At 60.2% G+C, this 22,775-nt stretch carries 18 protein-coding genes; 10 read left to right on the top strand and 8 right to left on the bottom strand.

All coding sequences use genetic code 11. The features are described from left to right. Position 1 precedes the first annotated feature (1 nt). Genes D3Y57_RS03960 through D3Y57_RS03945 form a run of 4 tightly spaced genes read left to right on the top strand, consistent with a single transcriptional unit; the run spans position 2 to position 4,120 of the window. On the top strand, positions 2-1,219 hold the full coding sequence (locus D3Y57_RS03960; RefSeq protein ID WP_121151534.1) for a CoA transferase: 1,218 nt from the start codon (positions 2-4) through the stop codon (positions 1,217-1,219). Continuing rightward, positions 1,216-2,847, top strand: a complete 1,632-nt coding sequence (locus D3Y57_RS03955) for an acyl-CoA dehydrogenase family protein (protein WP_121151532.1) — start codon at positions 1,216-1,218, stop codon at positions 2,845-2,847. The genes D3Y57_RS03960 and D3Y57_RS03955 overlap by 4 nt, the downstream gene beginning before the upstream one ends. Next, a complete protein-coding gene (locus D3Y57_RS03950; RefSeq protein ID WP_121151530.1) occupies positions 2,847-3,662 on the top strand; it encodes an HTD2 family dehydratase in 816 nt (271 codons plus the stop codon). Before D3Y57_RS03955 ends, D3Y57_RS03950 begins: the two co-directional genes overlap by 1 nt. Beyond that, positions 3,659-4,120 carry an HIT family protein gene (locus tag D3Y57_RS03945; protein ID WP_121151528.1) on the top strand — a complete coding sequence of 154 codons (462 nt, stop codon included), beginning with the start codon at positions 3,659-3,661 and terminating at the stop codon, positions 4,118-4,120. Before D3Y57_RS03950 ends, D3Y57_RS03945 begins: the two co-directional genes overlap by 4 nt. Here the strand turns inward: D3Y57_RS03945 and D3Y57_RS03940 are convergent. Further along, a complete protein-coding gene (locus D3Y57_RS03940; RefSeq protein ID WP_121151526.1) occupies positions 4,117-4,899 on the bottom strand; it encodes an enoyl-CoA hydratase-related protein in 783 nt (260 codons plus the stop codon). The two genes, D3Y57_RS03945 and D3Y57_RS03940, sit on opposite strands and share 4 nt — an antisense overlap. A gap of 116 nt (positions 4,900-5,015) precedes the next feature. Here D3Y57_RS03940 and D3Y57_RS03935 point away from each other — a divergent pair, with 116 nt between their 5' ends. Beyond that, positions 5,016-6,248, top strand: coding sequence for an MFS transporter (locus D3Y57_RS03935; RefSeq protein WP_121151524.1), 1,233 nt, complete (start codon positions 5,016-5,018; stop codon positions 6,246-6,248). Continuing rightward, a complete protein-coding gene (locus D3Y57_RS03930; RefSeq protein WP_121151522.1) occupies positions 6,245-7,114 on the top strand; it encodes an alpha/beta fold hydrolase in 870 nt (289 codons plus the stop codon). Before D3Y57_RS03935 ends, D3Y57_RS03930 begins: the two co-directional genes overlap by 4 nt. 41 nt (positions 7,115-7,155) lie before the next feature. Here the strand turns inward: D3Y57_RS03930 and D3Y57_RS03925 are convergent, their stop codons facing one another. The 6 genes from D3Y57_RS03925 to D3Y57_RS21525 form a co-directional block, all read right to left on the bottom strand. Beyond that, complete coding sequence (locus D3Y57_RS03925) at positions 7,156-8,298, bottom strand: acyl-CoA dehydrogenase family protein (RefSeq protein WP_121151520.1); 1,143 nt, start codon at positions 8,296-8,298, stop codon at positions 7,156-7,158. A gap of 126 nt (positions 8,299-8,424) precedes the next feature. Continuing rightward, positions 8,425-9,723, bottom strand: a complete 1,299-nt coding sequence (locus D3Y57_RS03920; RefSeq protein WP_121151518.1) for an FAS1-like dehydratase domain-containing protein — start codon at positions 9,721-9,723, stop codon at positions 8,425-8,427. Between the two features lie 22 nt (positions 9,724-9,745). Continuing rightward, positions 9,746-11,266 carry a class I adenylate-forming enzyme family protein gene (locus D3Y57_RS03915; protein WP_162986930.1) on the bottom strand — a complete coding sequence of 507 codons (1,521 nt, stop codon included), beginning with the start codon at positions 11,264-11,266 and terminating at the stop codon, positions 9,746-9,748. 121 nt (positions 11,267-11,387) lie between these two features. Then, positions 11,388-12,599 carry an acyl-CoA dehydrogenase family protein gene (locus D3Y57_RS03910; protein WP_121151513.1) on the bottom strand — a complete coding sequence of 404 codons (1,212 nt, stop codon included), beginning with the start codon at positions 12,597-12,599 and terminating at the stop codon, positions 11,388-11,390. Then, entirely contained in the window at positions 12,599-13,405 is an 807-nt protein-coding gene (locus tag D3Y57_RS03905) for an acyl-CoA dehydrogenase family protein (protein WP_430738983.1), read from the bottom strand. The genes D3Y57_RS03910 and D3Y57_RS03905 overlap by 1 nt, the downstream gene beginning before the upstream one ends. Further along, complete coding sequence (locus tag D3Y57_RS21525; protein WP_430738982.1) at positions 13,321-13,731, bottom strand: acyl-CoA dehydrogenase family protein; 411 nt, start codon at positions 13,729-13,731, stop codon at positions 13,321-13,323. Before D3Y57_RS21525 ends, D3Y57_RS03905 begins: the two co-directional genes overlap by 85 nt. Positions 13,732-14,097: 366 nt before the next feature. On the opposite strand from D3Y57_RS21525, the gene D3Y57_RS03900 reads away from it, so the two are divergent. The 4 genes from D3Y57_RS03900 to D3Y57_RS03885 all read left to right on the top strand — a co-directional run bounded on the left by D3Y57_RS03900 (position 14,098) and on the right by D3Y57_RS03885 (position 19,933). Continuing rightward, a complete protein-coding gene (locus D3Y57_RS03900) occupies positions 14,098-16,542 on the top strand; it encodes a TonB-dependent receptor (protein ID WP_121151511.1) in 2,445 nt (814 codons plus the stop codon). A gap of 166 nt (positions 16,543-16,708) precedes the next feature. Next, the gene (locus D3Y57_RS03895) at positions 16,709-17,884 is read left to right on the top strand and encodes a thiolase family protein (RefSeq protein WP_347400365.1); all 1,176 of its coding nucleotides are present in this window, start codon (positions 16,709-16,711) and stop codon (positions 17,882-17,884) included. Positions 17,885-17,891: 7 nt separating this feature from the next. Beyond that, positions 17,892-19,274, top strand: a complete 1,383-nt coding sequence (locus D3Y57_RS03890; protein WP_162986929.1) for an MFS transporter — start codon at positions 17,892-17,894, stop codon at positions 19,272-19,274. Between the two features lie 17 nt (positions 19,275-19,291). Beyond that, complete coding sequence (locus D3Y57_RS03885; RefSeq protein ID WP_121151507.1) at positions 19,292-19,933, top strand: glutathione S-transferase family protein; 642 nt, start codon at positions 19,292-19,294, stop codon at positions 19,931-19,933. 365 nt (positions 19,934-20,298) lie between these two features. On the opposite strand, the gene D3Y57_RS03880 is transcribed toward D3Y57_RS03885, so the two are convergent. Beyond that, positions 20,299-22,731 (bottom strand): TonB-dependent receptor, encoded by a 2,433-nt coding sequence (locus tag D3Y57_RS03880; protein WP_121151505.1) that lies wholly within the window; start codon positions 22,729-22,731, stop codon positions 20,299-20,301. Between the last annotated feature and the right edge of the window lie 44 nt (positions 22,732-22,775).

Below are 22,775 nucleotides of genomic sequence, written 5' to 3'. Positions count from 1 at the left end.
TATGTACGCTTTGCTGGGCGGCACCCGGGTCATCGAGGCGTCGTCGTTCGTCGCCTCACCCAGCGCAGGACTGTATCTCGCGCAAATGGGTGCAGAAGTTATCCGCGTCGACCAGCTCGGCGGCGGTCCCGACTTTCGCCGCTGGCCCAAGGCCGACAATGGCGCGAGCCTGTATTGGGAGGGGCTGAACAAGGGCAAGAAGTCAGTCGCGCTCGATCTGGGGCGACCGGAGGGGCGCGAATTGCTGGCCGCCCTCGCGACAGCTCCGGGCGATCGCGCGGGGCTGTTCCTGACCAACTTCCCCGTCGATGGTTTTCTGAGCCACGAGAAACTTCAGCAGCGCCGCGCCGATCTTATCACGACACGGATCATGGGGCTGGCAAATGGTGGCCCCGCGCTCGACTACACAGTCAATTCGGCACTCGGAATTCCGCAAATTACCGGCCCTGAAAGCCTTGGCGACGAACCGGTCAACCACGTCCTTCCGGCGTGGGATTTGCTGACCGGCGCTTATGCCGCCTTCGCCATGCTCGCAGCACTTCAGCATCGACAGGCAACCGGACGGGGGCAGGAAGTACGTATTCCGCTCGCCGATGTCGGGATCGCGACCATCGCCAATCTTGGGCAACTCGCCGAAGTCATAACCACCGGCGACAATCGCGCGCGTTATGGCAACAGCGTCTATGGCGCGTTCGGGCGTGATTTCGTGACCGCCGACCGTGTGCGCCTGATGATTATGGCGATCACGCCGCGCCAATGGACCGGGTTGGTCACGGCACTCAACCTTGCCGCGCCGGTCGCCGAAATCGAAGCAACGCGCGGCGTTTCGTTCGCAAAGGACGAGGGCGTGCGCTTCGAGCATCGCGACGCCCTGTTTCCGCTCGTCGAAGCGGCCGTGGCATTGCGCCAGTCGGACGAACTCGGCGCTATGTTCGATCAGCTCGGTTGCTGCTGGGGTTCGTACCAAACAATGCGCGAGGCCGCCCACGATGCGGCACTGGTCGGCGAAAATCCAGTTTTCAGCACGATTAAGCAGACCAGTGGCCTCAGCTACCCAGTCCCCGGAGCGATGGCGACGATCCCTGAGGAACCACGCCTGCCGCCCGTCCGCGCGCCCTTCCTTGGCGAGCATAGCGACGAAGTTCTGGCCGAAGTCCTTGGCCTCGGCTCGGGTCAGATCGGCGCTTTGCACGACGCCGGGCTGGTCGCCAACGCATGACGAAAATCCTCGATCTCGCCCGTTCCGCCCTTCCCGCACTCCACCGTTATGGCGGTGCAGCGCGCGAGGCCGTGCGCGCCCGCGTTGCTCCTGTCGGGGCGCTCGATCCCAAACTGCTGGATGCCGAACAGCGTGCAGGCCACGGCCTTGCGTGGATCGCCACCACCATTGCCGCACTCGACAGCCTGCTCGTCTGGGCAGAGGCGGCACACGCGCGCGGAGATTTCGGCGCGGCAGAAAGCCATCTACTCGCCATCGGTTTTGGCGAATATGGCGCGCAGCTCATCGGCGGCTTGCCGATCAGCGCGAACGAAATCGTGCGCCCGGCACAGCTTGGCATCTCCGCTATGGACCTTGCCGCCGACCCCGCGCTTGCGGCCCTGATTGAAACCGGCGGCGCGCCTGCAACACGCGCAGCCTTAGTCGCCCATGTTCGCGGTGGCGGCACGGTCGCGGAATCGCTCGGCGACGATATGATCGACACCATCCGCGATCAGTACCGCCGTTTCACCGCCGAAAAGATTACGCCATTTGCTCATGCATGGCACCTTGCCGACGAACTCATTCCCGATGCGCTGATCGGTGAACTGGCGGCGCTCGGAACCTTCGGTGTCTGCATATCGCCTGACTTCGGCGGCCTCGGCCTCGGCAAGCTTGAAATGTGCGTTGTCACCGAAGAATTGTCGCGCGGCTGGATCGGTGCGGGCTCGCTCGGCACACGGTCCGAAATCGCGGGCGAACTGATCGGGTTAGCGGGAACCGACGTGCAAAAGGCCCAGTGGCTGCCCGGCATCGCCAGCGGCGCGGTTCTGCCGACGGCGGTATTTACCGAACCGTCGAACGGCTCCGATCTCGCCAACCTCGCCACGCGCGCTGTGAAAACAAGCGACGGCGACTGGTCGATCACCGGCGCGAAAACATGGATCACCCATGCCGCGCGCAGCGACCTGATGACATTGCTGGTGCGCACGGGCGGGCCGGGCAATGCGGGTCTCAGCATGTTCCTCGCGCCCAAACCGCGCGGCACCGAAAACGACGCATTCCCCGCGCCCGGCATGTCGGGCGGAGAGATCGGTGTACTCGGTTATCGCGGGATGCGCGAATATGAACTGATGTTCGACGGGTTTTCGACACCCGCTGACTCGTTGCTCGGCGGCGAGGAAGGTCAGGGCTTTCGTCAGCTTATGAAAACGTTCGAGGGTGCCCGCATTCAGACAGCAGCACGCGCGGTTGGCGTGGCGTGGCGCGCCTTCGAGCTCGGCCTGAACTATGCGACCGAACGCCGTCAGTTCGGTCGTCCGCTTGCCGACTTTCCGCGCGTCTCCGACAAGCTCGCCATGATGATCGTCGAAACCGTGGCCGCGCGTGAACTTGCCTATTTTGCCGCGCGCGAAAAGGACAAGGGGCGTCGCTGCGATGTGGAGGCGGGCATGGCAAAACTGCTGGCCGCGCGCGTCGCATGGACAAACGCTGACAACGCACTGCAAATCCACGGCGGCAATGGCTATGCGCTCGAATATGAAATCAGCCGCGTGCTGTGCGACGCCCGCATCCTCAACATTTTCGAAGGGGCCGCCGAAATTCAGGCCCATGTGATCGCGCGCGGATTACTGACTGCGCGCAACTAATGTCGACCGAGACGCGTACCGATCTGCTGACCCCGGCGCTTGCCGAACATTATGCCGCGACGTTCGATCGTGACCCCAGCGAGACTGCGCCGCAGGGTATCCACTGGTGCCTGTGCACACCCGAGGCTCCGACCGCCGCGCTCGGACCCGATGGGCACCCAGCGAGTGGCGGTGGCTTCATGCCCGAAAGCCCGTTGCCACGTCGGATGTGGGCATCCAGCGCCGTCAACTTCCATGCCCCAATTTCGGTCGGGGCGACAATCGAGCGCGTATCCACTGTGCTGGATTCGACCGAGAAGACCGGCGGCAGCGGGACATTGTTGTTCGTAACGGTCGGCCATGAAACGCGCGCAGATGGCGTGCTCGTGGTCGATGAAAAGCAAACCATCGTCTATCGCGCGGCACCGTCGCCCGGAGCGGCGTCGGCCCCTGCCCCGGCTCCCGCACCTGAGGAACATTGGGACTGGCAGCGCGAAATCATGCCTACCGCACCGCTGCTTTTCCGCTATTCGGCGCTGACGTTTAACAGCCACCGCATCCATTACGACCTGCCCTATGCGAGCGGCGAAGAGGGCTATCCGGGCCTCGTCGTCCACGGCCCGTTGATGGCGAGCCTGTTACTCGATCTTGCCGATCGCGAACTGGGTCGCGATGCGCTCGCCAGTTTCTCGTTCCGCGCCGTTGCCCCTGCGTTCGTGGATGCGCCGCTAACCTTGCTCGGCCGACGGGAGAGCGATGCGATAATCCTGCGCGTCCGCTCCGCTGCGGGTCACGACCATATGACCGCGACCGCCAGTGTACGGAACAGCGCATGAGCCTGGATGGTGTTTATGAGGACAACAACGTCTTTGCCCTTATCCTTCAGGGCAAACTGCCGAATCACACGTTATGGGAGGACGATGCTACGCTGGCGTTTCTCGACGTCAATCCGCAGGGCAAAGGCCACAGCCTCGTCATTTCCAAGACTTCCCGCGCGCGCAATATCCTCGAAATCGAACCCCCGGCGCTATGCGCGGTAATGACGACGGTGAAGCGCGTGGCGACCGGCTTGCGCACCGCCCTGAAACCCGACGGCCTTCACATTGCGCAGTTCAACGGCGGTGATACCGGGCAATCGGTATTTCACTTGCACGTCCACATCGTCCCGCGCTGGACTGGCAAAAACCTCGGCATCCTCAGCTATTACGAGGAAGGTGGTCGCCGCGCGGAACAAGCCGATCTCGCAGCACTGGCCGCAGAGATCCGCCCATTCATTGCAGCGGCAAAACCCTAGCGCCCCTTGAACACGCTCGACCGTTTCTCACGGAATGCGGCAACCCCTTCGATAAAGTCCTCGGTCCGTCCGGAATCACGCTGAGCCACGCGCTCGTTCGATAGTACGGTCTCGAAACTGGCGTCGAGCGAAGCCCAGGCGAGTTTCTTGATGATCCCGAGCGAGCGCGGACCCTTGGCAAGCTGCTTTGCCAGTTCCATGCCCGCAGCATCCAGTTCCTCATCGGCAACGACGCGATTGATGAGGCCCCATTCAAGCGCCGTCGCGGCTGGCAATTTCTTGCCGAGCAGCATCATTTCCATTGCGCGAACACGACCGATGGCACGGGTCAGGAAATAGGACGCGCCCCCGTCCGACGCGAGGCCGACATTACGGAACGCCATGATGAAGGAACCGCTGGTCCCGGCGACGATCATGTCGCCCGCCAGTGCGATACCACAGCCCACACCCGCCGCCGGACCACGGATTGCCGTAACGACAGGGACTTCGGACGCGCGCATCTGATAGACGATCGGGTGGAAGATACCGTCGAGGCGACCACCCATGTCGCGGTTGGGATCGTTCAGATCGATGCCGCCCTCCGCCAGATTGGCACCCGAGCAAAATCCGCGACCGACCGAGCCAAGCAGGATCGCCCGCGACTCCCTTTCGCCGCGCCACAATGCATCGAGCAGTTCCTCGCCCATCTGGGATGATACCGCGTTCAACGTCGCCGGGTCGTTCAGCCGGATGAAGGCAACGTCATCGACGATCTCGTACAGGATGTTTTCGTAAGTCATGATTTCCTTTCGCCCAGCCAGCCGTCCCGCTCAAGCAAAATTGACAGCACCTGCTCACCATCTATGGAGAAGTATAACGTAGTTGCCCAGCACGCCGGGTGAGGGAGAAGAAAAGAATGCGGAAAGGGGGCGCATTGGCACCATTTCGCCAACCGGTGTTCCGCGCAATCTGGGTGGCGACGCTGATCTCTAACTTTGGTGCGGTGATTCAGTCGACGGGTGCAGCGTGGATGATGACGACGCTCACCGGGTCGCCACGCATGGTTGCGCTTGTCCAGTCCTCCGCAACCCTGCCGATCATGCTGCTGGCGCTGTTTTCGGGTGCCGTCGCCGACAGTTACGACCGCCGACGTGTGATGCTGATCGCGCAGATCGTCATGCTGGCCGCCTCCGCCACGCTCGCGGTGCTGACTTTTATGGACGAGGTCGTTCCTGCCGTGCTCCTCCTCTGCACGCTCGTCGTCGGTTGCGGCACCGCGCTGCACGGTCCATCGTGGCAGGCGTCAATCCGTGCGCAGGTGCCGATCGAGGATTTGCCAGCAGCCGTTGCGCTCAACAGCATCAATTTCAACCTGGCGCGATCCGTCGGTCCGGCAATCGGCGGCGCGTTGATGGCGCTGTTCGGCGCCGCCGCCAACTTCACGGTCAACACCTGCTCCTATATCGCGCTCATCGTCGTCCTGCTGCGCTGGAAGCCACATTTCGATCATGCCCCGCAGCCTGAACGGCTGGTTCCGGCAATCCGCACTGGCGTCGTGGCAGCCTATGGCACGCCGGCGGTACGTTGCGCACTGATCCGTGCTGCGATATTCGGCCTGTCGGGCGCGGGGCTATGGGCGCTGATGCCGCTGGTCGCGCACGACATCCTGCACGGCAACCAGTCGGATTTTGGACTGATCCTCGGTACGTTCGGCATCGGCTCTATCGGTGGGGCACTGGTCGCCACGCGAGCGCGGCGCCAGTTCGGCACCGAGCGTGTCGTTGCGATGGGAACTTTCATTTATGCGGCAGGGACCGCGGGCGCTGCGCTCTCGCCAACACTCGGCTGGACATTGCTGGCGGCGGCGCTTGCGGGATCTGCCTGGGTGACAGTGCTGTCATCCATCAATGTCACCGTCCAGATCGCCGCGCCCCATGCGGTCGTTGGGCGTTGCCTTGCCCTGTATCATATGCACGCCTTTGGTGGCCTCGCCATCGGAAGCCTACTTTGGGGCAGCATCGCCGAAGCCACCAGCGTGTCCACCGCGATATTCGTTTCGGCCTTCGCGCTGTGCATATCCCTGATCCTGTCGATTCCCCTGCCGTTGCCCGGAATCGTCTCCCAAAAAACAGAAGAGGCGCTTGCATGACCGGTGATGACGCAATCAGGAATTGGCTGACCGAACAATGGGCGGTTCCCGCGCAAGAACGCGGCGTCGAGGTCGAAGGAGCACCGATCGTCTATCGGGGCTGGAATCTGAAGGCCACTGACCTGCCCGGCCTGCTCCTGATCCATGGCTTCAGGGCTCACGCGCGCTGGTGGGATCACATCGCCCCGTCGCTCGCCCGCACCCACCGCGTCGCGGCGATCAACCTGTCGGGCATGGGCGATAGCGGTCGCCGGCCTGCCTATAGCCGCGCCCAGCATGGCCGTGAAGTGATGGCCGTGGCCGCCGCGTGTGGATTCGATCCGGTCACTCTCGTCGCCCACAGCTATGGAGCCATCGGCTGCATCATGGCTTCGATCGCCGAGCCTGATCGGGTGCGCCGTCTGATCGTCATCGATACCGCGCTGCCGACGGCAGCCGATGTCGGTCACCAGATCCCGGTGCCGCCACTTCGCCTTTATCCCACACGTGAGGCCGCGATTGAGCGGTTCCGCCTTATTCCGCCCGGCGAATGGCCGATCCCCGAGGTGCTCGCCTATATCGCGCATCATTCTGTGCGTGAGACGGACGAAGGCTGGACGTGGAAGTTCGCTGAGGATGCCGCGACGTCGCTGAATAGCGAATTCTATCGTGAGGCGTTGTTCGGCGTGCCCATTCCGACCGACGTCATCTATGGCGTCCAGAGCGAAGTAATGACGCCCGAGCGCCGCGCAATGGCCGCCGAAATCGCGCCATTATGCGGACCACCCATCGCGATACCCTGCGCGCACCACCACATCATGATCGAACAACCGCTTGCGCTCGTTACTGCGATCGAAGCGTTGCTAGCGACACCGCGCACGCGATAAAGTCGGAGTGAGCGGCAACCAGCCACCCACTCCGTCAGCCCTCAAAGCGAGCGGCTGACCACTTCCTTCATAATCTCGTTCGTACCGCCAAAGATGCGCGTCACGCGGGCGTCACGCCACAACCGCGCGATCATATATTCATTCATGTAACCGGCACCGCCATGAAGCTGCAGCGCGACATCGACGATGCGGTTCTGCATATCCGAATGCCACTGTTTCGCAGCCGAAGCTTCGGCAGTCGTCAGTTCGCCGCGAATATGCCGCGCGATCGCCCAGTCAAGGTGCGCCCAGCCAACCTGAAGCTGGCTTTTCAGATCGGCGAGCGTGAATTTGGTGTTCTGAAACTCGAACACGGTCTTGCCAAACGCCTTGCGATCCTTGGTAAAGCTCACCGCTTCGTCGAATGCACGCTGAGCCGATGCCTGACAGGACACCGCGATGGACAGGCGCTCCTGCGGCAACTGGCTCATCAGATAAATGAAGCCCTGCCCTTCGGCACCGAGACAATTGGTGATTGGCACGCGGACATCTTCGAAGAACATTTCGGACGTATCAGCACTGTGCTGGCCGATCTTGTCGAGGTTGCGACCGCGCGAAAAGCCCGGCGTATCGGCATCGACAAGGATCAGTGACGTGCCCTTGGCACCCAGATCTGGATCGGTCTTGGCGACAACAATGATGAGATCGGAAAGCTGACCGTTCGTGATATAGGTCTTGCTGCCGTTGATGACGTAATGATTACCATCCTTGCGAGCGGTGGTGCGGATACCCTGAAGATCGGACCCCGCGCCCGGCTCGGTCATCGCAATCGCCGAAATAATCTCGCCCGAGATCATGCCCGGCAAATATTTCAACTTCTGCTCTTCTGACCCGTAAACCTCGATATATGCAGCCGTAATATCGTTTTGCAGCGTGATCCCCGCCGACGACCCCGAATAGGCCAGTTCCTCATCGATGACGGCATTGTAACCGAAATCGAGGCCGAGTCCGCCGTACTTCTCATCGACATTCGGGCATAGCATCCCTGCTTCGCCACACGCGCGCCAGAAGTCACGACTGACGATGCCATCTTCCTCGAACTTTTCGAGATTGGGGATCAGCGCCGCATCGAAGACATGCCGAACGGTATCGCGAAACATCGCATGTTCGTCGTTGAAGGCGGTGCGGGTGGACAGGTCGAGCATGTTCGTCTCCGGTTCGAATTAGGTGCGCGAGTAAATCGATTGGCGCGACCGAAAAAAGGCGCGCTGCCGGTCGAACATGGCGATCGTGCCACGTTCGACCGACATGGTGCAGAAAGCCGCAATCGCTTACTTGTCGTTCTTCTTCTGCGCGCTCAATTCCCAATGGCGTGCCATCATCTCCGCTGCCTTTTCGGCGAGGTCGCGGGGAACGTCGGGATAAAGCACTGGCTTTCCGCCGCTTGGCAAAGCGATGGTTGCAGTCGCCTTGACCGTTTCTTCGCCACGCTGGTTGGTGAAGCGCGCCACGATATCGACGAGGTTCTGGCCGTTCTCCTGACGCTTTCCAGTCACCTCGGCGGTGATCATCTGGGTATCGCCCATATAGTTGAACTTGCGGATTTCGTCGTTGACGTGAAGCACCACGGCATCGTCGCCAGCCCAGTCGCTCAGGTAATGGAAGAAGTAGTTTTCGCGCATTACGCCATAGTCATAGGCCATCGGGTTGCCGATCGCCTGCGCCCATACTGGATCCCAGTGAAGCCGCTGCGCGACGTCGGGAATGCCATATTCGTTCTTGATGTAGAAAGGCGCGATACGCTTGCGGTTCTTGTGAGCCAGACGGCCAACGGTCGGCGCATAGGGCACGAAACCATAACCGCCCGCATGGTAGCAGATCACATCGGTAACGGTCAGCGGACCCTTTGCCATCGTGCCAAGGCTGTCGCCGACATTAACACTGTCGAAGTCGCGCTTGGTCGCACCCTGTACCTGCTCGGCGGCATAGACCTGTTCGATCTTGGCCATGTCCTCGTCGGTATAGGTCGCTGGTTCGATCGCCGAATATTTGCCCTTTTTGGCGGCGGTCTTGCGCTCGGTCATCACGCGCAGGATGCGGTACACCGCAACGACTTCGCCGCGCTGGTTGACTTTCACGTCGCGGCGCACGGTAATCACCGAACGACCAGCAAATTCGGACTGCTTGACCTCGCAGCTTTCCTCGCCGTTGAAGCTGTAGAGCGTGTCGCCTGGAAATACCGGCCGATACCAGTCCCAGGTCGAACCCGAAACGAACACATGGACGCCACGGAACAGCGACTTCTTGAGCGCGCGGATCTCGTCGGGAGTGCGGTCGCCAAGCATCGGCGAATTGATGACGCCGGCCATCATACCCGGTGCAATTACGCTGCCCCAGCGTGTGCCCTTGGCATATTCAGGGTCGCAATAAAGCGGGTTATCGTCGCCACAGCCATGCGCGTAGTTACGAATATTGTCGGTCGTCGCGGTCTGGATATATTCGCGCATCTTCGACGGCTCGTAGTAGCCGACAAGCTGTTTAGAACGCTCGATATCCTCGTCGGTAATCGCGTATTCGGTTGCCTTCTGCCACTCGTCGCTCTGCAGAATATCGGTGCTTTTAGTCGCCATGTGTTCTCTCCGAAAAAGGGGTTCAGGCCGCGTCGGCAGCATCGGTCGCGAACAGTTCGCGAACCGCAGGTAGAGCAGGTTTCATCGACGGCGTACGCGGCACATCATCGACGATCAGGAAACGCACCGGCACCTGATATGGCATCAAATGTTCGCGGCCATAAGCAGTCAGTTCAGCCTCGGTCGGCGTCGTGGCACCCGTCTTGAGAATCAGTACCGTCATTGGCACCGCGCCAAGGCGACGATCCGGCATTCCGACGGTAACCGCCTCGCGGATCGCCGGATGATCTTCATAAATCTTGTTCACATCGTCGGGATGCACTTTGAAACCACCACGAATAATCGCGAGATCGGCGCGCCCCTTGATGAACAGGAACCCGTCGGCGTCGATGATCGCACGATCCGTCGTGCGAAGCCACTCGCCACCGTTGGCAAATTGCGCTGCCTTCATTTCAAGCACGCCTTCTTCGCCGTGCGGCATATCTTCGCCGCTCTCGGCATTAACGACACGGCCGGTCACGCCCGGCTGGAAACGACCGACGCTGCCGAGCTTTTCCTTCCAGAACGTGTGAAACTCTTTCAGGCCCCAACCCGCAACCGCGCCCGAGAATTCGGTGGCGCCATAATTCTGCAAAACCGGCAGGCCATAGCGTTCCATGAATTCGCTCGTGACCGAATGATCGAGCGGTGCAGCACCCGTGCGCAGCGCGACCAGACTGGCCAGATCTTCCTTAGGAATATTGGCATCGAGGATCATACGAAGCCCGGCCGGAACCGCGCCCGCAACTTTCGGCTTGTGACGCACAATCGCGTCGCGCCAGCTTTCGACCGAGAATTTCTCCATCAAACAGGCTTTGCGGCCACCGGCGATACAGGACAGCGCGCCCCACAGACCGCCGATATGCGTCATCGGGTTCGACAGGATGGTCGTGCCGGGCCGCAGCTTGGCAGCCTCACCTTCGGTCCGATCCTTTTCGTAGGACAGTGCACCGGCAAAGCTTTTCTCGAAGGCATTGCGCTTCAACGGGATACGCTTGGGCACGCCGGTCGTGCCGCTGGTCAGCATCTCGATAATGACGCCGGGCTGCTCGCGCTCGACATTCGGCCCGATCGTCTCAAACCCGGCACGCAGCGAAGCGCCCTGCAATATGCCCGGAAGCTCAATCACCGCAGTACCCGTCGCCTTGCAGGCATCGAGCACACCGGATCGTTCCAGATCGGCCGTTTCACCGATCACAACCGGCAGGTTCAGGCTCTCGATGTCCTTAACCAGTCGTTCGTCGGGATAAAGCGGGTTGATCGAGACCATGCAGGCATCGGCCGCAACCGCAGTCAGCACAGCGGCAAATGGCGACGGACGGTTGCGCACCATCACACCGACACGCGTTCCCTCCCCAAGCTCCAGCTTGGCAAGCTGCGCACGGATCGCCTCGATCGTGTCGCCAAGCTCGCCCCATTTATACCATTTCCCCTGGTAATCGATGACATCGGCTTCGCGATCTATCGCCAGCACGCCATTCAGCAGATCGGAAAACACGGACATTAAAAACTTCCCCAGTCGAGCCGGCCTCGAGGCCATCGAGCCTCTTATATATAACTAGGTTAGTCACCAACCGCAACGGGCACAATACTCTTGGTTTGTGCCCGTTGCTGTCGGCGTCATTCTAAAGCTGGTCGAAAGGCACATTCTTGTCGGTCCGTATCTCTCCGGGCATCCCGAGAATCCGTTCCGATATCTGGTTGCGCAGTACTTCATCCGCGCCACCGGCAACGCGCAACGCCGTTGCCCAGATATAGTCATACTGAATACGCCGGGTTTCGGTATCGCCTTCCGGTGGCGCAAGTCCTGCGAGGCCCCGAACCTCCAGCGAAAGGCCCGCCGTCTTCTGATAGCGAGTGGTATAGGCAAGCTTTACGATCGAAGCGAGCGCGCCCGGATTTTCACCGCGCGACACCATCGTCCGTAACCGGGCCTGAAAGTACCGCTCGGCCTGCTCCTCGGCATAGGCCGCCGCGAGCGACACGCGAACCGAACCGCTGTCGAGCGCCGTGCCACCGTCACGCGGTGTGTCCGCTGCATAAGCGATCAATGCAGCGATGCCACCGTGCTTGCCCTCGCCACCCTGATTCAGGCGCTCACCCATCAGCACCGTCATCGCGCAAGCCCAGCCATCGCCAACCCCGCCGATGCGATTGCTGTCAGGAATGCGAACGTCGGTAAAGAATGTCTCGTTGAAGTCGCTCATGCCCGAAATCTGGCGAATCGGGCGCACATCTATGCCCGGCGTCTTCATATCGACGACAAAGAAACTCATGCCCTTGTGCTTGGGCACGCTGGTATCGGTGCGGACAATCAGGATGCCCCAATCGGCATGGTGCGCCCAACTCGACCAAACTTTCTGCCCGTTGACGACCCAGTCATCACCATCCTTCACCGCGCGAGTGCGAATGCCGGCAAGATCGGACCCTGCCGCCGGTTCGGAGAAGAGCTGGCACCATGTAACTTCGCCCTTCAGTGTAGGGGCGGCAAATTTCCCGATCTGTTCAGGCGTGCCATGCTTATTGATGACAGGCAGCGCCATACCGAGGCCGATGCCGATATAGGGCCCCTTTGGCAGATGATAGTTGCCCTCTTCCTCGCCGAACACGACCGCTTCCATCGTCGCGCCACCGCGCCCACCGAGCGATTTCGGCAACAGGATGCCCGCAAAGCCACCCTCCGCCAGACGCCGCTGCCACGCCCTGCCGCGCGCAACTTCCTCGGCGTCGGTCAGCGTTTCGCCGGCTTTGATAATGAACTCCGGCGCGTTCGCCGCCAGCCATGTGCGCGCTTCAGCGCGGAACGCGGCTTCCTGTGGGGTGTCGTTGAAGTCCATTACGCTGCCTCCGCCTGAAGATTTCCCTGCGCCTGAGCACCCGGGATGTTCGCGATCAACCGGTTCGCCCACGGTTCGCGCCCGCCAAGGCTCAATGCCAGCGTCCGTTCGCGACGGTAATAGAAATGACAATTGGCCTCGAACGTATAACCGATACCGCCGTGCACCTGAATATTCTCGCGCGCCGCATTCTCGAACGCGCCGATCGCCGTCAGCCGCGCAGCAGAAGCGGCAAGCGGCAATTCGTCCGCTGCATTTTCCGCCGCCCATGCCGCATAATAGGCATTCGACCGCGCCAGTTCGACGCCCACCAATATGTCCGCCAGCTTATGCTTGATCGCCTGATACCCGGCCAGCGCACGCCCGAAAATCTGACGGTCCAGCGCGTAATCGCGCGCCATGGTCAGACACGCCTCGGCACCGCCAACAGCTTCGAACGCAGCCTGCACGGCAGCACGGTCGAACAGCCGGTCAATCGCCTGCCCTGCCGTCGGCCCATTGAGCAATTCCGCAGTCGCGCCGTCGAAGCGCACCGTATAATGTGCGCGCAACTGGTCGAAACTATCGAGCTTGGTCCGCGTCACGCCCGCCTGATCCAGCTCGACCAGAGCCAGCGCAGGCTTTCCGCCACTGTTGACCAGCACGACCGCCAGCCCGGCGATTCCGCCATCGGCAACCGGCGTCTTTACACCCGAAACCTTGCCGCCCTCGAACGTCGCTTTCAGCGCGGCCCCGGTCCACCCCCCGACCCTTCTGCATAAGCAAAGGTCGCGATCGCCTCTCCGCTGACAAGTCGGGGCAACCATTTTGCCTTTTGCGCATCGTTACCCGCAAGCTGGATCGCGTCCGCTGCCAGCACGATCGAGGAGAAGAATGGCAGCGCGACGTTCGCCCGGCCCATTTCCTCGCTAATCACTCCAAGATCGAGTTCCGTCATGCCGAGGCCGCCATGGTCTTCTGCGATTCCCGCGCCGAGAAAACCCATTTCGGCGATCTCGCGCCACAGGGGCTCATCCCATTCCGCCCCCGCATCGATCAGTGTGCGCAAACGGTCGGGCGTCGACCGGTCGCCAAGAAGGCTCCGCGCCTGTTCGGCCAGCATCTTCTGTTCGTCGGAAAGATCGAAATTCATCCTTGGTCCTCACAGGCTCTAATATGCATCCATAGTTCACTAGGCTAAACAGGTAGCCCGTGCAACGAAAGCGCTTTCCGCCATATCGCTATTGCGGCAGGCGGTCTCGTTGCATTCTGCAACGCCACTTGCCATAATAATTTTGCAAGCTAATGGGGCCGCGGGCTTTCGAATCAACATCGCTAACGATGTGACTGACCAGCGATGGGCAGCAGTCCAAACGACCGATCAACCTGTGCCAAATAGGTCACACAGTTCCAGCTAATTCTAACTGACGCGCTTTCAGCTATCGACCACCAGTGTTTCATCCGCCAAAAGGGTGGCCGAACAGCGACCGCCAGATCGCGACCTCAAGAGGAGAGAATAATGACGCCACGTTCGCGCTTTACCATGACAACCTTCGTTTCCGCAGCGGCACTCGTCGCCGGAATCGCAGCCCCAGCATTCGCACAGGACGTTCACGCGACCGACGCCGCATCGACGGTTGGCAACGATACAGAAACCAGCGGTCTTGGCGACATCATCGTTACCGCGCGTAAGGTTTCGGAAAACCTGCAGGACGTTCCAGTCGCCATCACAGTGCAGACCGGTCAAGCACTGCAGAATCAGTCTGCGGTTCGCATTCCCGATGTCGCCCGCCTGTCGCCCGGCATCACCTTCTCCCCTGCATCGTCGACGGCGACCGCTTCCGCCATCACGATCCGTGGTCAGGTGCAGACCGACATCCTTGCAACGCTCGATCCATCGGTTGGCACCTATGTCGACGGTTTCTACTGGGCACGCGCTTACGGTTTGAACGCCGATCTGCTCGACGTGCAGAGCGCACAGATTCTTCGCGGGCCACAGGGCACATTGTTCGGCCGCAACACGACCGGTGGCGCGCTGCTACTGCAGACAAACGATCCGACGTATAACGGCGTTGGGGGTCAGGTTTCGGCAACGTACGGTCGCTTTAACGAGCGCGTCGGCACAGCGATTCTCAACGTTCCCCTCATTGAAGACAAGGTCGCCATTCGCGGCGCATTCACGGCCAACAAGCGTGACGGTTTCTTCACCGACACAGCCACCGGCAGCGAGCTCGGCGGACGCAACAGCTACACCGCGCGCGTCAAGTTGCTGATCAATCCGACGCACAATCTCTCGCTGCTGTTCTCGGGGGAAATTTTCCACTCCAATTCGATCACACGGCCTTACCAGCTTCAATACGTCAGCGGATCGTCGGCTGCGAACATCGAAGCCGCCCTGGAAGCCAATCCTGCAAATGCCGCGCTGCTCGCAACACCGGCAGGCCAGGGCCAGCTTGTCGGTATCGGCAGCTCGATATTTACAAACTATATCAACGGCACGCGCAATACTGACAGCACTACCTTGAACGAGGATCCCCGGAGCTACGCAACGACCCACACTTATACGGGCACAGCGACACTCGACACATTCTTCGGCGCGATCAAGTTCATCGGCGGCTATCGCAAGATCGCGGCCAATGCCAACATCGATCTCGACGGTTCGCCCATCAACATCGTGCGGACCTATGGTCAGCAGGATCTCGAATCCTATTCGGGTGAATTGCAGGTCACTGGTAAGGCATTCAACGATGCGCTCGATTTTGCGACCGGCGTCTATGCATTCAATGAGAGCGGCCGCGACCAGTCGACTTCGATCGCTCTCCCCGTCCTCACGCGCATTTCAAACGGCGGTGTCTTGCCGCAGACCTACTACATCGGTGATGTGACGAACCGCAGCATGGGCATGTATGGTCAAGGAACGCTCCACTTTAACGACAAGCTCTCGGTCGTTGCCGGCGTGCGTTATTCGGTCGAGGACAAGAACCTTGTATCATACAATCAGACACGGAACTTCGATACAGGCGCGTTGATTTCATGCCTGATCGTTGGCTCTGACCCTACAAATTGCCGCATCGAACGTCATGCTGCTTTCAGCGGCGTATCATACACCGCCGGTCTGAACTATCAGATCACCCCGGGCATTATGGTTTATGCCAAGACCAGTAAGGGATTCCGTTCGGGCGGACAGAATCTGCGCGCTGCGGATCTTCCAGGTGCCTCGGCTGGTGCCGCCTTCGTGCCGTTCCAGCCTGAAATCGCCCGCGAAGAGGAAATCGGCCTTAAATCCGAGTTCTTCGACCGTCGTATCCGCTTCAACCTCGCGGCCTTCTACAACGAAGTCAGCAACATCCAGCGCACGTCACTGCTGACGACCGTAATCAACGGGGTCACCTCGACCGCAACGATTGTATCCAATGCTGGTAAAGCCCGCTTCTATGGCGGCGAAGCCGAGCTGACCGCACAGGTTTTCGAAGGCTTTACGCTTTCGGGTACCGCGGCGCTGAGCGAGCCCAAGTATCTTTCGTACACCGACACTCAGACCGGCGAAGACAAGCGCGACGAAGTGTTCCAGCAAGTCCCGAAGATCACGTTTAGCGTCGCCAGCGACTACGAACATGAGCTGAACTTCGGCAAGCTGCGGGCGCATCTCGATTATGCATGGCAGGGTAAGACTGCACTGTATAACTATCGTACCCTGTTAACCGGCAACGCCGCCACTGATGCCAACACGATCGCGATTGCCAACGCCCTGACCCGCAAGGCCGGTGGTGAAGTCAACGGTCGTCTCGGGGTGACTTTCATGGACGACGCGTTCGAAGTTGCAGTGTTCGGCCGCAATATCCTCAACCGTCGTTACAACAACACTGGCCTGTTGTTTGGTGCCCCGCTGAACGTGGCTTCGACCCAGCGCAACGATCCTGCCACTTACGGCGTAACAGCGACGTTCAAATTCGGCGCTAAATGACGCTCAGAATAACAGCGTCTAATTAATCAGAGGGCGGTCCGCGAGGACCGCCCCTTTTTTTATTCCATCAACATTGCGTGTTCCCCTCTTCGCTAACTTGGTTAGTTAGGACTGTCGGCAGCAAACAGGATCGTATAGGGTCCGGAAAAATTGAAAGAGGACACGAATGAAGGGTGCAACGATCACCGGCATTGGCATGTCGAAACTTGGACGCAACCTCCATCGCCCGCCGATGGACCTGCTGCTCGATGCCGCGCTGGAAGCTATGGCCGATGCTGGCCTGACCCGCGACGACATCGACGGCATAACCACCTACCCCGGTCGTGCGACCGGGTCGCCCGGCATGTCACCACTGGGCGTCGGCGAACTCCGCAATGCTCTCGGACTCAAGACGCGCTGGCACTCGGCAACTCCCGAAGGTGCCGCCCAGATGTCTGCCATCATGGTGGCCGCAATGGCGGTGGCAACCGGACAGGCTCGCCACGTCATCTGCTTCCGCGCCCTGACCGAAAGCTCATCGCAAACGCCCGAACGACGTGCCAGCCTGCCAGCCGGATCGACCGGGCGCGTGAGTGGTTGGCCGAGCTGGTATCTGCCGATGTATGCGATGTCCGCGACCACTTGGGCAGGATGGGCGGCTACCCGTTATTTCCACGCATTCGGTATGACCCGCGAACATCTTGGCGCCATCGCCGTCAATCAACGCTTCAATGCTCAGGGGAATCCGCGCGCCCTGATGCATGGCAAGCCGCTCACTCTTGACGATTATTATGCCGCGCGGATGATTTCCACGCCACTCGGCCTGTTCGATTGCGACGTGCCGATCGACGGTGCCTGCGTCATCATCATCTCGGCTGCTGACGCCGCACGCGATTGCCGCAAGACGCCGCTCCGCATCGAAGCGATGAGTGCGGCGATGAATGAAAAGGAAACCTGGGATCAACAGCCAGACCTGACAAAAATGGCGTCGCACGATGCCGCCGCCGATATGTGGAAGAACACCGATCTGAAACCGGCAGATGTCGACGTGCTGCAAACCTATGACGGGTTCAGCATTTTCGTGCCGTTGTGGATGGAAGCATTTGGCTTCTGCGGTCACGGGGAGGCAAAGGACTTTATCGCGGGTGGCCACAGTCGCCTCGATGGCAGCCTCCCGACCAATACCGGCGGTGGCCAGCTTTCTGCAGGTCGCCTCCACGGCTTCGGCCATTTGCACGAGGCTTGCGTCCAGCTTTGGGGCGAAGGGGGCGCACGGCAAGTGCCGGACGCGCGCGTCGCTGCCGTGGGCATGGGGGCGGACCGCTCGCTGGCGCAATGCTCGTCGTCCGTGATTGATGACTAAGGGCAAAATGGCCGCAATCATCGCGGCTCTCTGGATCGCAGAGATGACCGGGTCGTTCGAGACGGCGATGATCTATGCCGCGCTGAAGGCGCTGATCGCCGATTTCAAAGATCCGGTCCTCGTCGGCTGGCTCGTCACGACCTATCTCCTGATCGGTGCCGGAGCGGCGGCGCTCGCGGGACGACTGGGCGATATCTATGGTCGTCGGCGCGTGCTGCTCGTCCTGCTTGCGGTCGGTGTTGCCGGTTCGCTGATCAGCGCCTTTTCGATCAATTACGCGATGCTGCTTACGGGTCGCGCGATGCAGGGACTGACAGGCGCTATCCTGCCACTGACCGTTGGGCTTGTCCGTGAAAACTTGCCCCGAGAACGCGTGCCGATGGGCATTGGACTGATGATCTCGGGTGCTTCGGCGGGTACGGCCGGTGGCCTCGTCATCGGCGGGATGATCGTTGATCATTATTCATGGCACGGCATCTTTGCGGGCAGCGCGGTCTTCGCGGCGGTCGCTTTCGTCGCCATATGGCTGTGCCTGCCACGCTCGCCACGGGTTGCGCGAACGGCACCACTGGACTGGTTGGGCGGGGTGCTGTTCGTGCCGGCGATCCTCGCGCTGTTGCTGGCAATCAGCAGCGGGCCGAAATGGGGATTGTTCGACGCACGCACGCTTGGCACATTAGCCGGTGGCGCGGCACTGTTTGCCCTGTGGGTGCGGCAAAGCCTGCGCGCGGTCGATCCGCTGTTCGACGTCAGGCTGTTTCGTAACCGACAAGTGCTTGTCGCCAATCTAACCACCGCTCTGGTCGCGATGAGCACGCTCCAGATCACACTGGTATTCTCAGTGCTGCTACAGGCTCCGCGCTGGACGATGGTCGGACTGGGCGTCACTGCAACGCTCGCCGGGCTGGTCAAGCTCCCCTCTAACATCGGTTCGCTGTTCGCCGGACCATTAAGTGGTTGGCTGACCCAGCGGCATGGCGGACGGATCGGGATGCTGATCGGTGGTCTGCTGACCAGTGTCGGGTGGCTGATGGCGATGGCAATGCATGGCTCGATCACCGGTATCGCCGTTATCCTGTGCGTCATTTCCTTTGGTGCGACGATGCTGTTTGCCGTCGGCCCCACCATCCTTGCCGGAGCCGTCCCGCCCGACCGCACGAGCGAGGCGGCCGGAATGATGACCGTCGTTCGCCAGGCATTTCTCGGCATCGGGGCACAGCTTGTGACATTGCTGCTTGCGACGCATACGGTCATTGGCCCAGATGGTGGCGCGAGCTATCCGACGGAGCGTGCCTTCATGCTGACGATGGGTGTGATCGTGGCGTTGAGTCTGGCGGCAACCGCGCTTGCGCTCGCTTTGCCAAAGGGCGCGCAGGAAGATGCAATCTAGAAGCGGAGTGTAGTCCAGTGCTGACCGTCCACCATCTTGGCGTATCGCAATCCGATAGAATCGTCTGGCTGTGTGAGGAGCTGGCGATTCCCTACAATCTCGTACTCTACGATCGCGATCCCAAGAGCGGGATGGCACCTGCAGACTATCGCGCACTGCATCCGTTCGGCACTGCGCCGGTCATCACCGATGGCACCTTAGTGCTCGGTGAATCGGCGGCGATTATCGATTATATTGTTGCAAAGTACGGAAATGGGCAGCTTTCGGTCGGTTTCGGCGATCCCGGGTTCACAAATTATCTGTTTTGGTACCATTTCGCCAACGGATCGCTGATGCCGAGCGCGTTGGTCGACTTGATCGTCGCGCGTTTTGGCACCGCAATCGACGCGCAGGCCATCGCTGCACTTCAGGCCCGATCGACACGGGCGTATGAGATGATCGAAGCGCGTCTTGGTGAAGCGCCCTATTTTGCGGGCGATGATTTCAGTGCCGCCGACATCATGATGGTGTTTCCGCTCACCACGATGCGGATGTTCGCGCCGAGAGATATCGCCCCCTTCCCGAATCTCCGCGCCTATCTCCAGCGGATCGGAACGCGGCCGGCCTATATCCGGGCGATGGAAAAGGCCGACCCCGGAAAGCCGCTCAATCTCAGCTAACGTAGATTCGGATGTGAATCCGAGGCAGGGATAATTACAAACCAATAAGGTATTGATTTATGGCCGGAATATATTATTTCTTCGCCACAGCCCCACACTCAGTCCCACAATGTTTTCGAACACCTGCGGTAATTATGGGGAAGCGGCGGAATCAGTAACAACTGCGAAGTCCAGTCCTCTTTCGAAGAACCGACTTTTGGGCGATTTCTTATCGCCGATATCGTTGGTCGCGGCGGGCCGAGGAACGATACCGCCGGTCGCAGTTCGACCCGTTCGTGAGTTTGGTTGAGCGGAGAAAGGCAATGCTCAACCAAACCTACCGATCCCAAATCCTGGCCTGTTAACGATCTATGATTTTGCCCTGGTTATAAGCCGAAGTGGTAACGAATGCGCATCCCGTACATGCGCGGTTCGCCATACATCGTTGCCCAAATTCCCAGCGACTGGTTTACGTCGGAGTTACTGATTCGATAGAGTTTGTCCGTCGCGTTGGTGACGAAGACACCGGCATCAATACCTGTCCCGCTGATATTCTTCCAGTCGAGAGAAGCATTGAGCAGACCATATCCGGCCAGAATCGAACCTGGCTGGAGAGCGGGAAGCAGGACAGCTTCAGTATTCTGGGACGAGGTGTGCGCGTAATTCACGAAGAACGACAGGGCGCCCATCGTACCCGGCAACTCCTTGTTTACCGCCATGTGTACGCTGAAGATATAGGGCGCGACATATTGGCCGGGCAGGCACTTCACATTGGACATTGCGGGCGCGACCGGCGTGATGCCGGTGCAGTCCGGCAGCCCGTTGGCAGGGATTAGATATTGGGTATATTTGAAATCCGTATAGCTGAAATTGCCACCAATTTCCACCTGTCGGATCGGCCGGATCGTCGCTTCCACTTCGACGCCCTGGACGTGAGCCTTGGCTGCATAAATGGCAGCACCACTGGCGTTGGACGCAGGGTTAAAATCGCCGGTGGCCTTCTGGATGTTGGTATAGTTCAGGAAATAATAGTTTGCGTTGAAGCGCACCGGCATATCGCCCAAATGGAAGTCGGACTTGAAGCCGCCTTCATAGTCTGTGACATATTCGGGATCGAACGTCTCGGTCGTCGGGCGGACCGCATAGGAATTGAACCCGCCCGCTTTATAGCCCCGCGCCACCTTTGCGTAGAGCAGGACATGCGACATCAGCTTGTAATCGAGACCCGCGGTCCAGGTTGGCGCACTGCTGTGCAACGTTGCTGAGAAGGCGCAGCTCGTTTTCGGATCGGTGAGGACGGTCTGGCCGGTAGCCACGCAGGTGAATGCGCCAGGGACCGTCCTGGACGCGTTATAGGAATAAGCGGAGCCGGTGATCGTATCCCAGGTATAACGATAGCCGGCGGTCAGCCGCAGCCCTTCGAGGGCGGGAGCAACCGCGCCGAAATCGAACGTGCCCTGTGCGTAAACCGCCTTTGACTTATTCCCTACCGCAACATTGGCCTGGGACGACGGGCAAAAGCCCGTGTAGGCGGCTGGACAAAAGACGATCGAGTTGACGCCCATTTCACCGGCAGGGGTCTGGTTATAATAAAAGCCGCCGACCGTGAATGTCAGGCGCTTGTTGAGCATGGTGCCCTGAAGCTGCAATTCCTCGGTGAATTCCCGAATATCATCACGCGGCAGCGGGTTGCTCGGTAGCGATGAATCATATTGTTGCACCGTGGTGCCATCGCCGTCGTAATAATAATTACTTTTGAATGTCTGATAGCTGATGATGTTGCGCAACAGCAGCTCGTCGGTGAGGTCCAGTTGCGACGAGTTTATGATACCCCAGGTGCGGGTCGTCTGGCTCTGGAGGACGCTGGGGGCTTCCGCACGCGGCCCCAGCGCGTTCGCCTGCGCGGTGAGGTTGCTATAAAAGCTGCAAGGAACCTGTCCTGGAACCCCGCATAAACCGTAGCCGTTCAGAAGAGGGATGTTGAAGCCCTTGTGAATCAAGGCGGTGCCGTTGGTATGCGAATAGGTGCCATAGGCCATCAGATAGTTTTCGAAGTTCGAACTGGGCCGGAACGTGATGCCGATGCGGCCCGTGTACCAATGCATGTTGTCGAGATCCCGGTTGTACGTCACATCGCGCGTATACCCATCGCGATCGTGATAGGCGCCGGAAACGCGGACCAGCAGCTTGTCGTCCACGACGGGCACGTTGAGCATGCCTTCGAACTCATTGTCGTTATAGTTCCCGTACTGCGCGGATGCCGATCCGGACAGTACGTTGGTTGGTTTGTGCGGCACGAGCAGAACTGCGCCACCGGTCGTGTTGCGACCGAACAGCGTGCCTTGCGGCCCGGCGAGAATCTGTAGACTTTCGAGATCGACATAATTGCCCGGTCCGCCCTGCTGGCTGAGCGTGATCGGGGCGGGCAGCGGCACCTCGGCCATGTACACGACGACGCCGGGCGACGCCTGGAATGTGGCGCCTTGGCCACGAAGCGTGAAGGTCTGCGTATCGCGGGACGCCTGGCCGTTGGCGCCCACCACCAACGATGGCACGCTCGCCGCAAGATCCTGAGCTTTGGTGATGCCCTGCTGTTGAAGCCGTTCGCTGGAGAAGGCCGTGATCGAGATGGGAACGTCTTGCTGGTGTTCTTCACGGCGATTCGCGGTAACGATGATATCGCCAACGCCAACGGCCGAGCTCCTGCTGGCTGCGGTTTGCGTATCCGCTCTCTGGGTTTGCACCGCTTGGGCATGAACCTCGTGGCCCGAGACCATCGCCGCAATGCCAGCCGATCCGGCCAGAAACTTGTGCACCATAATAGATGGTCTCAAGTGTCGACACCCCCGATATCAAGGAAAGG

It is taken from the genome of Sphingomonas paeninsulae, assembly GCF_003660165.1.
In the GTDB taxonomy this organism is placed as follows: Bacteria; Pseudomonadota; Alphaproteobacteria; order Sphingomonadales; family Sphingomonadaceae; genus Sphingomonas_O; species Sphingomonas_O paeninsulae.
This window is presented reverse-complemented; position numbering and strand designations above follow the sequence as displayed.

Coding starts and splice junctions, on each gene's coding strand:
- D3Y57_RS03960 (WP_121151534.1), top strand. CDS start 2: ATGTACGCTTTGCTGGGCGGCACCCGGGTCATCGAGGCGTCGTCGTTC.
- D3Y57_RS03955 (WP_121151532.1), top strand. CDS start 1,216: ATGACGAAAATCCTCGATCTCGCCCGTTCCGCCCTTCCCGCACTCCAC.
- D3Y57_RS03950 (WP_121151530.1), top strand. CDS start 2,847: ATGTCGACCGAGACGCGTACCGATCTGCTGACCCCGGCGCTTGCCGAA.
- D3Y57_RS03945 (WP_121151528.1), top strand. CDS start 3,659: ATGAGCCTGGATGGTGTTTATGAGGACAACAACGTCTTTGCCCTTATC.
- D3Y57_RS03940 (WP_121151526.1), bottom strand. CDS start 4,899: ATGACTTACGAAAACATCCTGTACGAGATCGTCGATGACGTTGCCTTC.
- D3Y57_RS03935 (WP_121151524.1), top strand. CDS start 5,016: ATGCGGAAAGGGGGCGCATTGGCACCATTTCGCCAACCGGTGTTCCGC.
- D3Y57_RS03930 (WP_121151522.1), top strand. CDS start 6,245: ATGACCGGTGATGACGCAATCAGGAATTGGCTGACCGAACAATGGGCG.
- D3Y57_RS03925 (WP_121151520.1), bottom strand. CDS start 8,298: ATGCTCGACCTGTCCACCCGCACCGCCTTCAACGACGAACATGCGATG.
- D3Y57_RS03920 (WP_121151518.1), bottom strand. CDS start 9,723: ATGGCGACTAAAAGCACCGATATTCTGCAGAGCGACGAGTGGCAGAAG.
- D3Y57_RS03915 (WP_162986930.1), bottom strand. CDS start 11,266: ATGTCCGTGTTTTCCGATCTGCTGAATGGCGTGCTGGCGATAGATCGC.
- D3Y57_RS03910 (WP_121151513.1), bottom strand. CDS start 12,599: ATGGACTTCAACGACACCCCACAGGAAGCCGCGTTCCGCGCTGAAGCG.
- D3Y57_RS03905 (WP_430738983.1), bottom strand. CDS start 13,405: ATGGTTGCCCCGACTTGTCAGCGGAGAGGCGATCGCGACCTTTGCTTA.
- D3Y57_RS21525 (WP_430738982.1), bottom strand. CDS start 13,731: ATGAATTTCGATCTTTCCGACGAACAGAAGATGCTGGCCGAACAGGCG.
- D3Y57_RS03900 (WP_121151511.1), top strand. CDS start 14,098: ATGACGCCACGTTCGCGCTTTACCATGACAACCTTCGTTTCCGCAGCG.
- D3Y57_RS03895 (WP_347400365.1), top strand. CDS start 16,709: ATGAAGGGTGCAACGATCACCGGCATTGGCATGTCGAAACTTGGACGC.
- D3Y57_RS03890 (WP_162986929.1), top strand. CDS start 17,892: ATGGCCGCAATCATCGCGGCTCTCTGGATCGCAGAGATGACCGGGTCG.
- D3Y57_RS03880 (WP_121151505.1), bottom strand. CDS start 22,731: ATGGTGCACAAGTTTCTGGCCGGATCGGCTGGCATTGCGGCGATGGTC.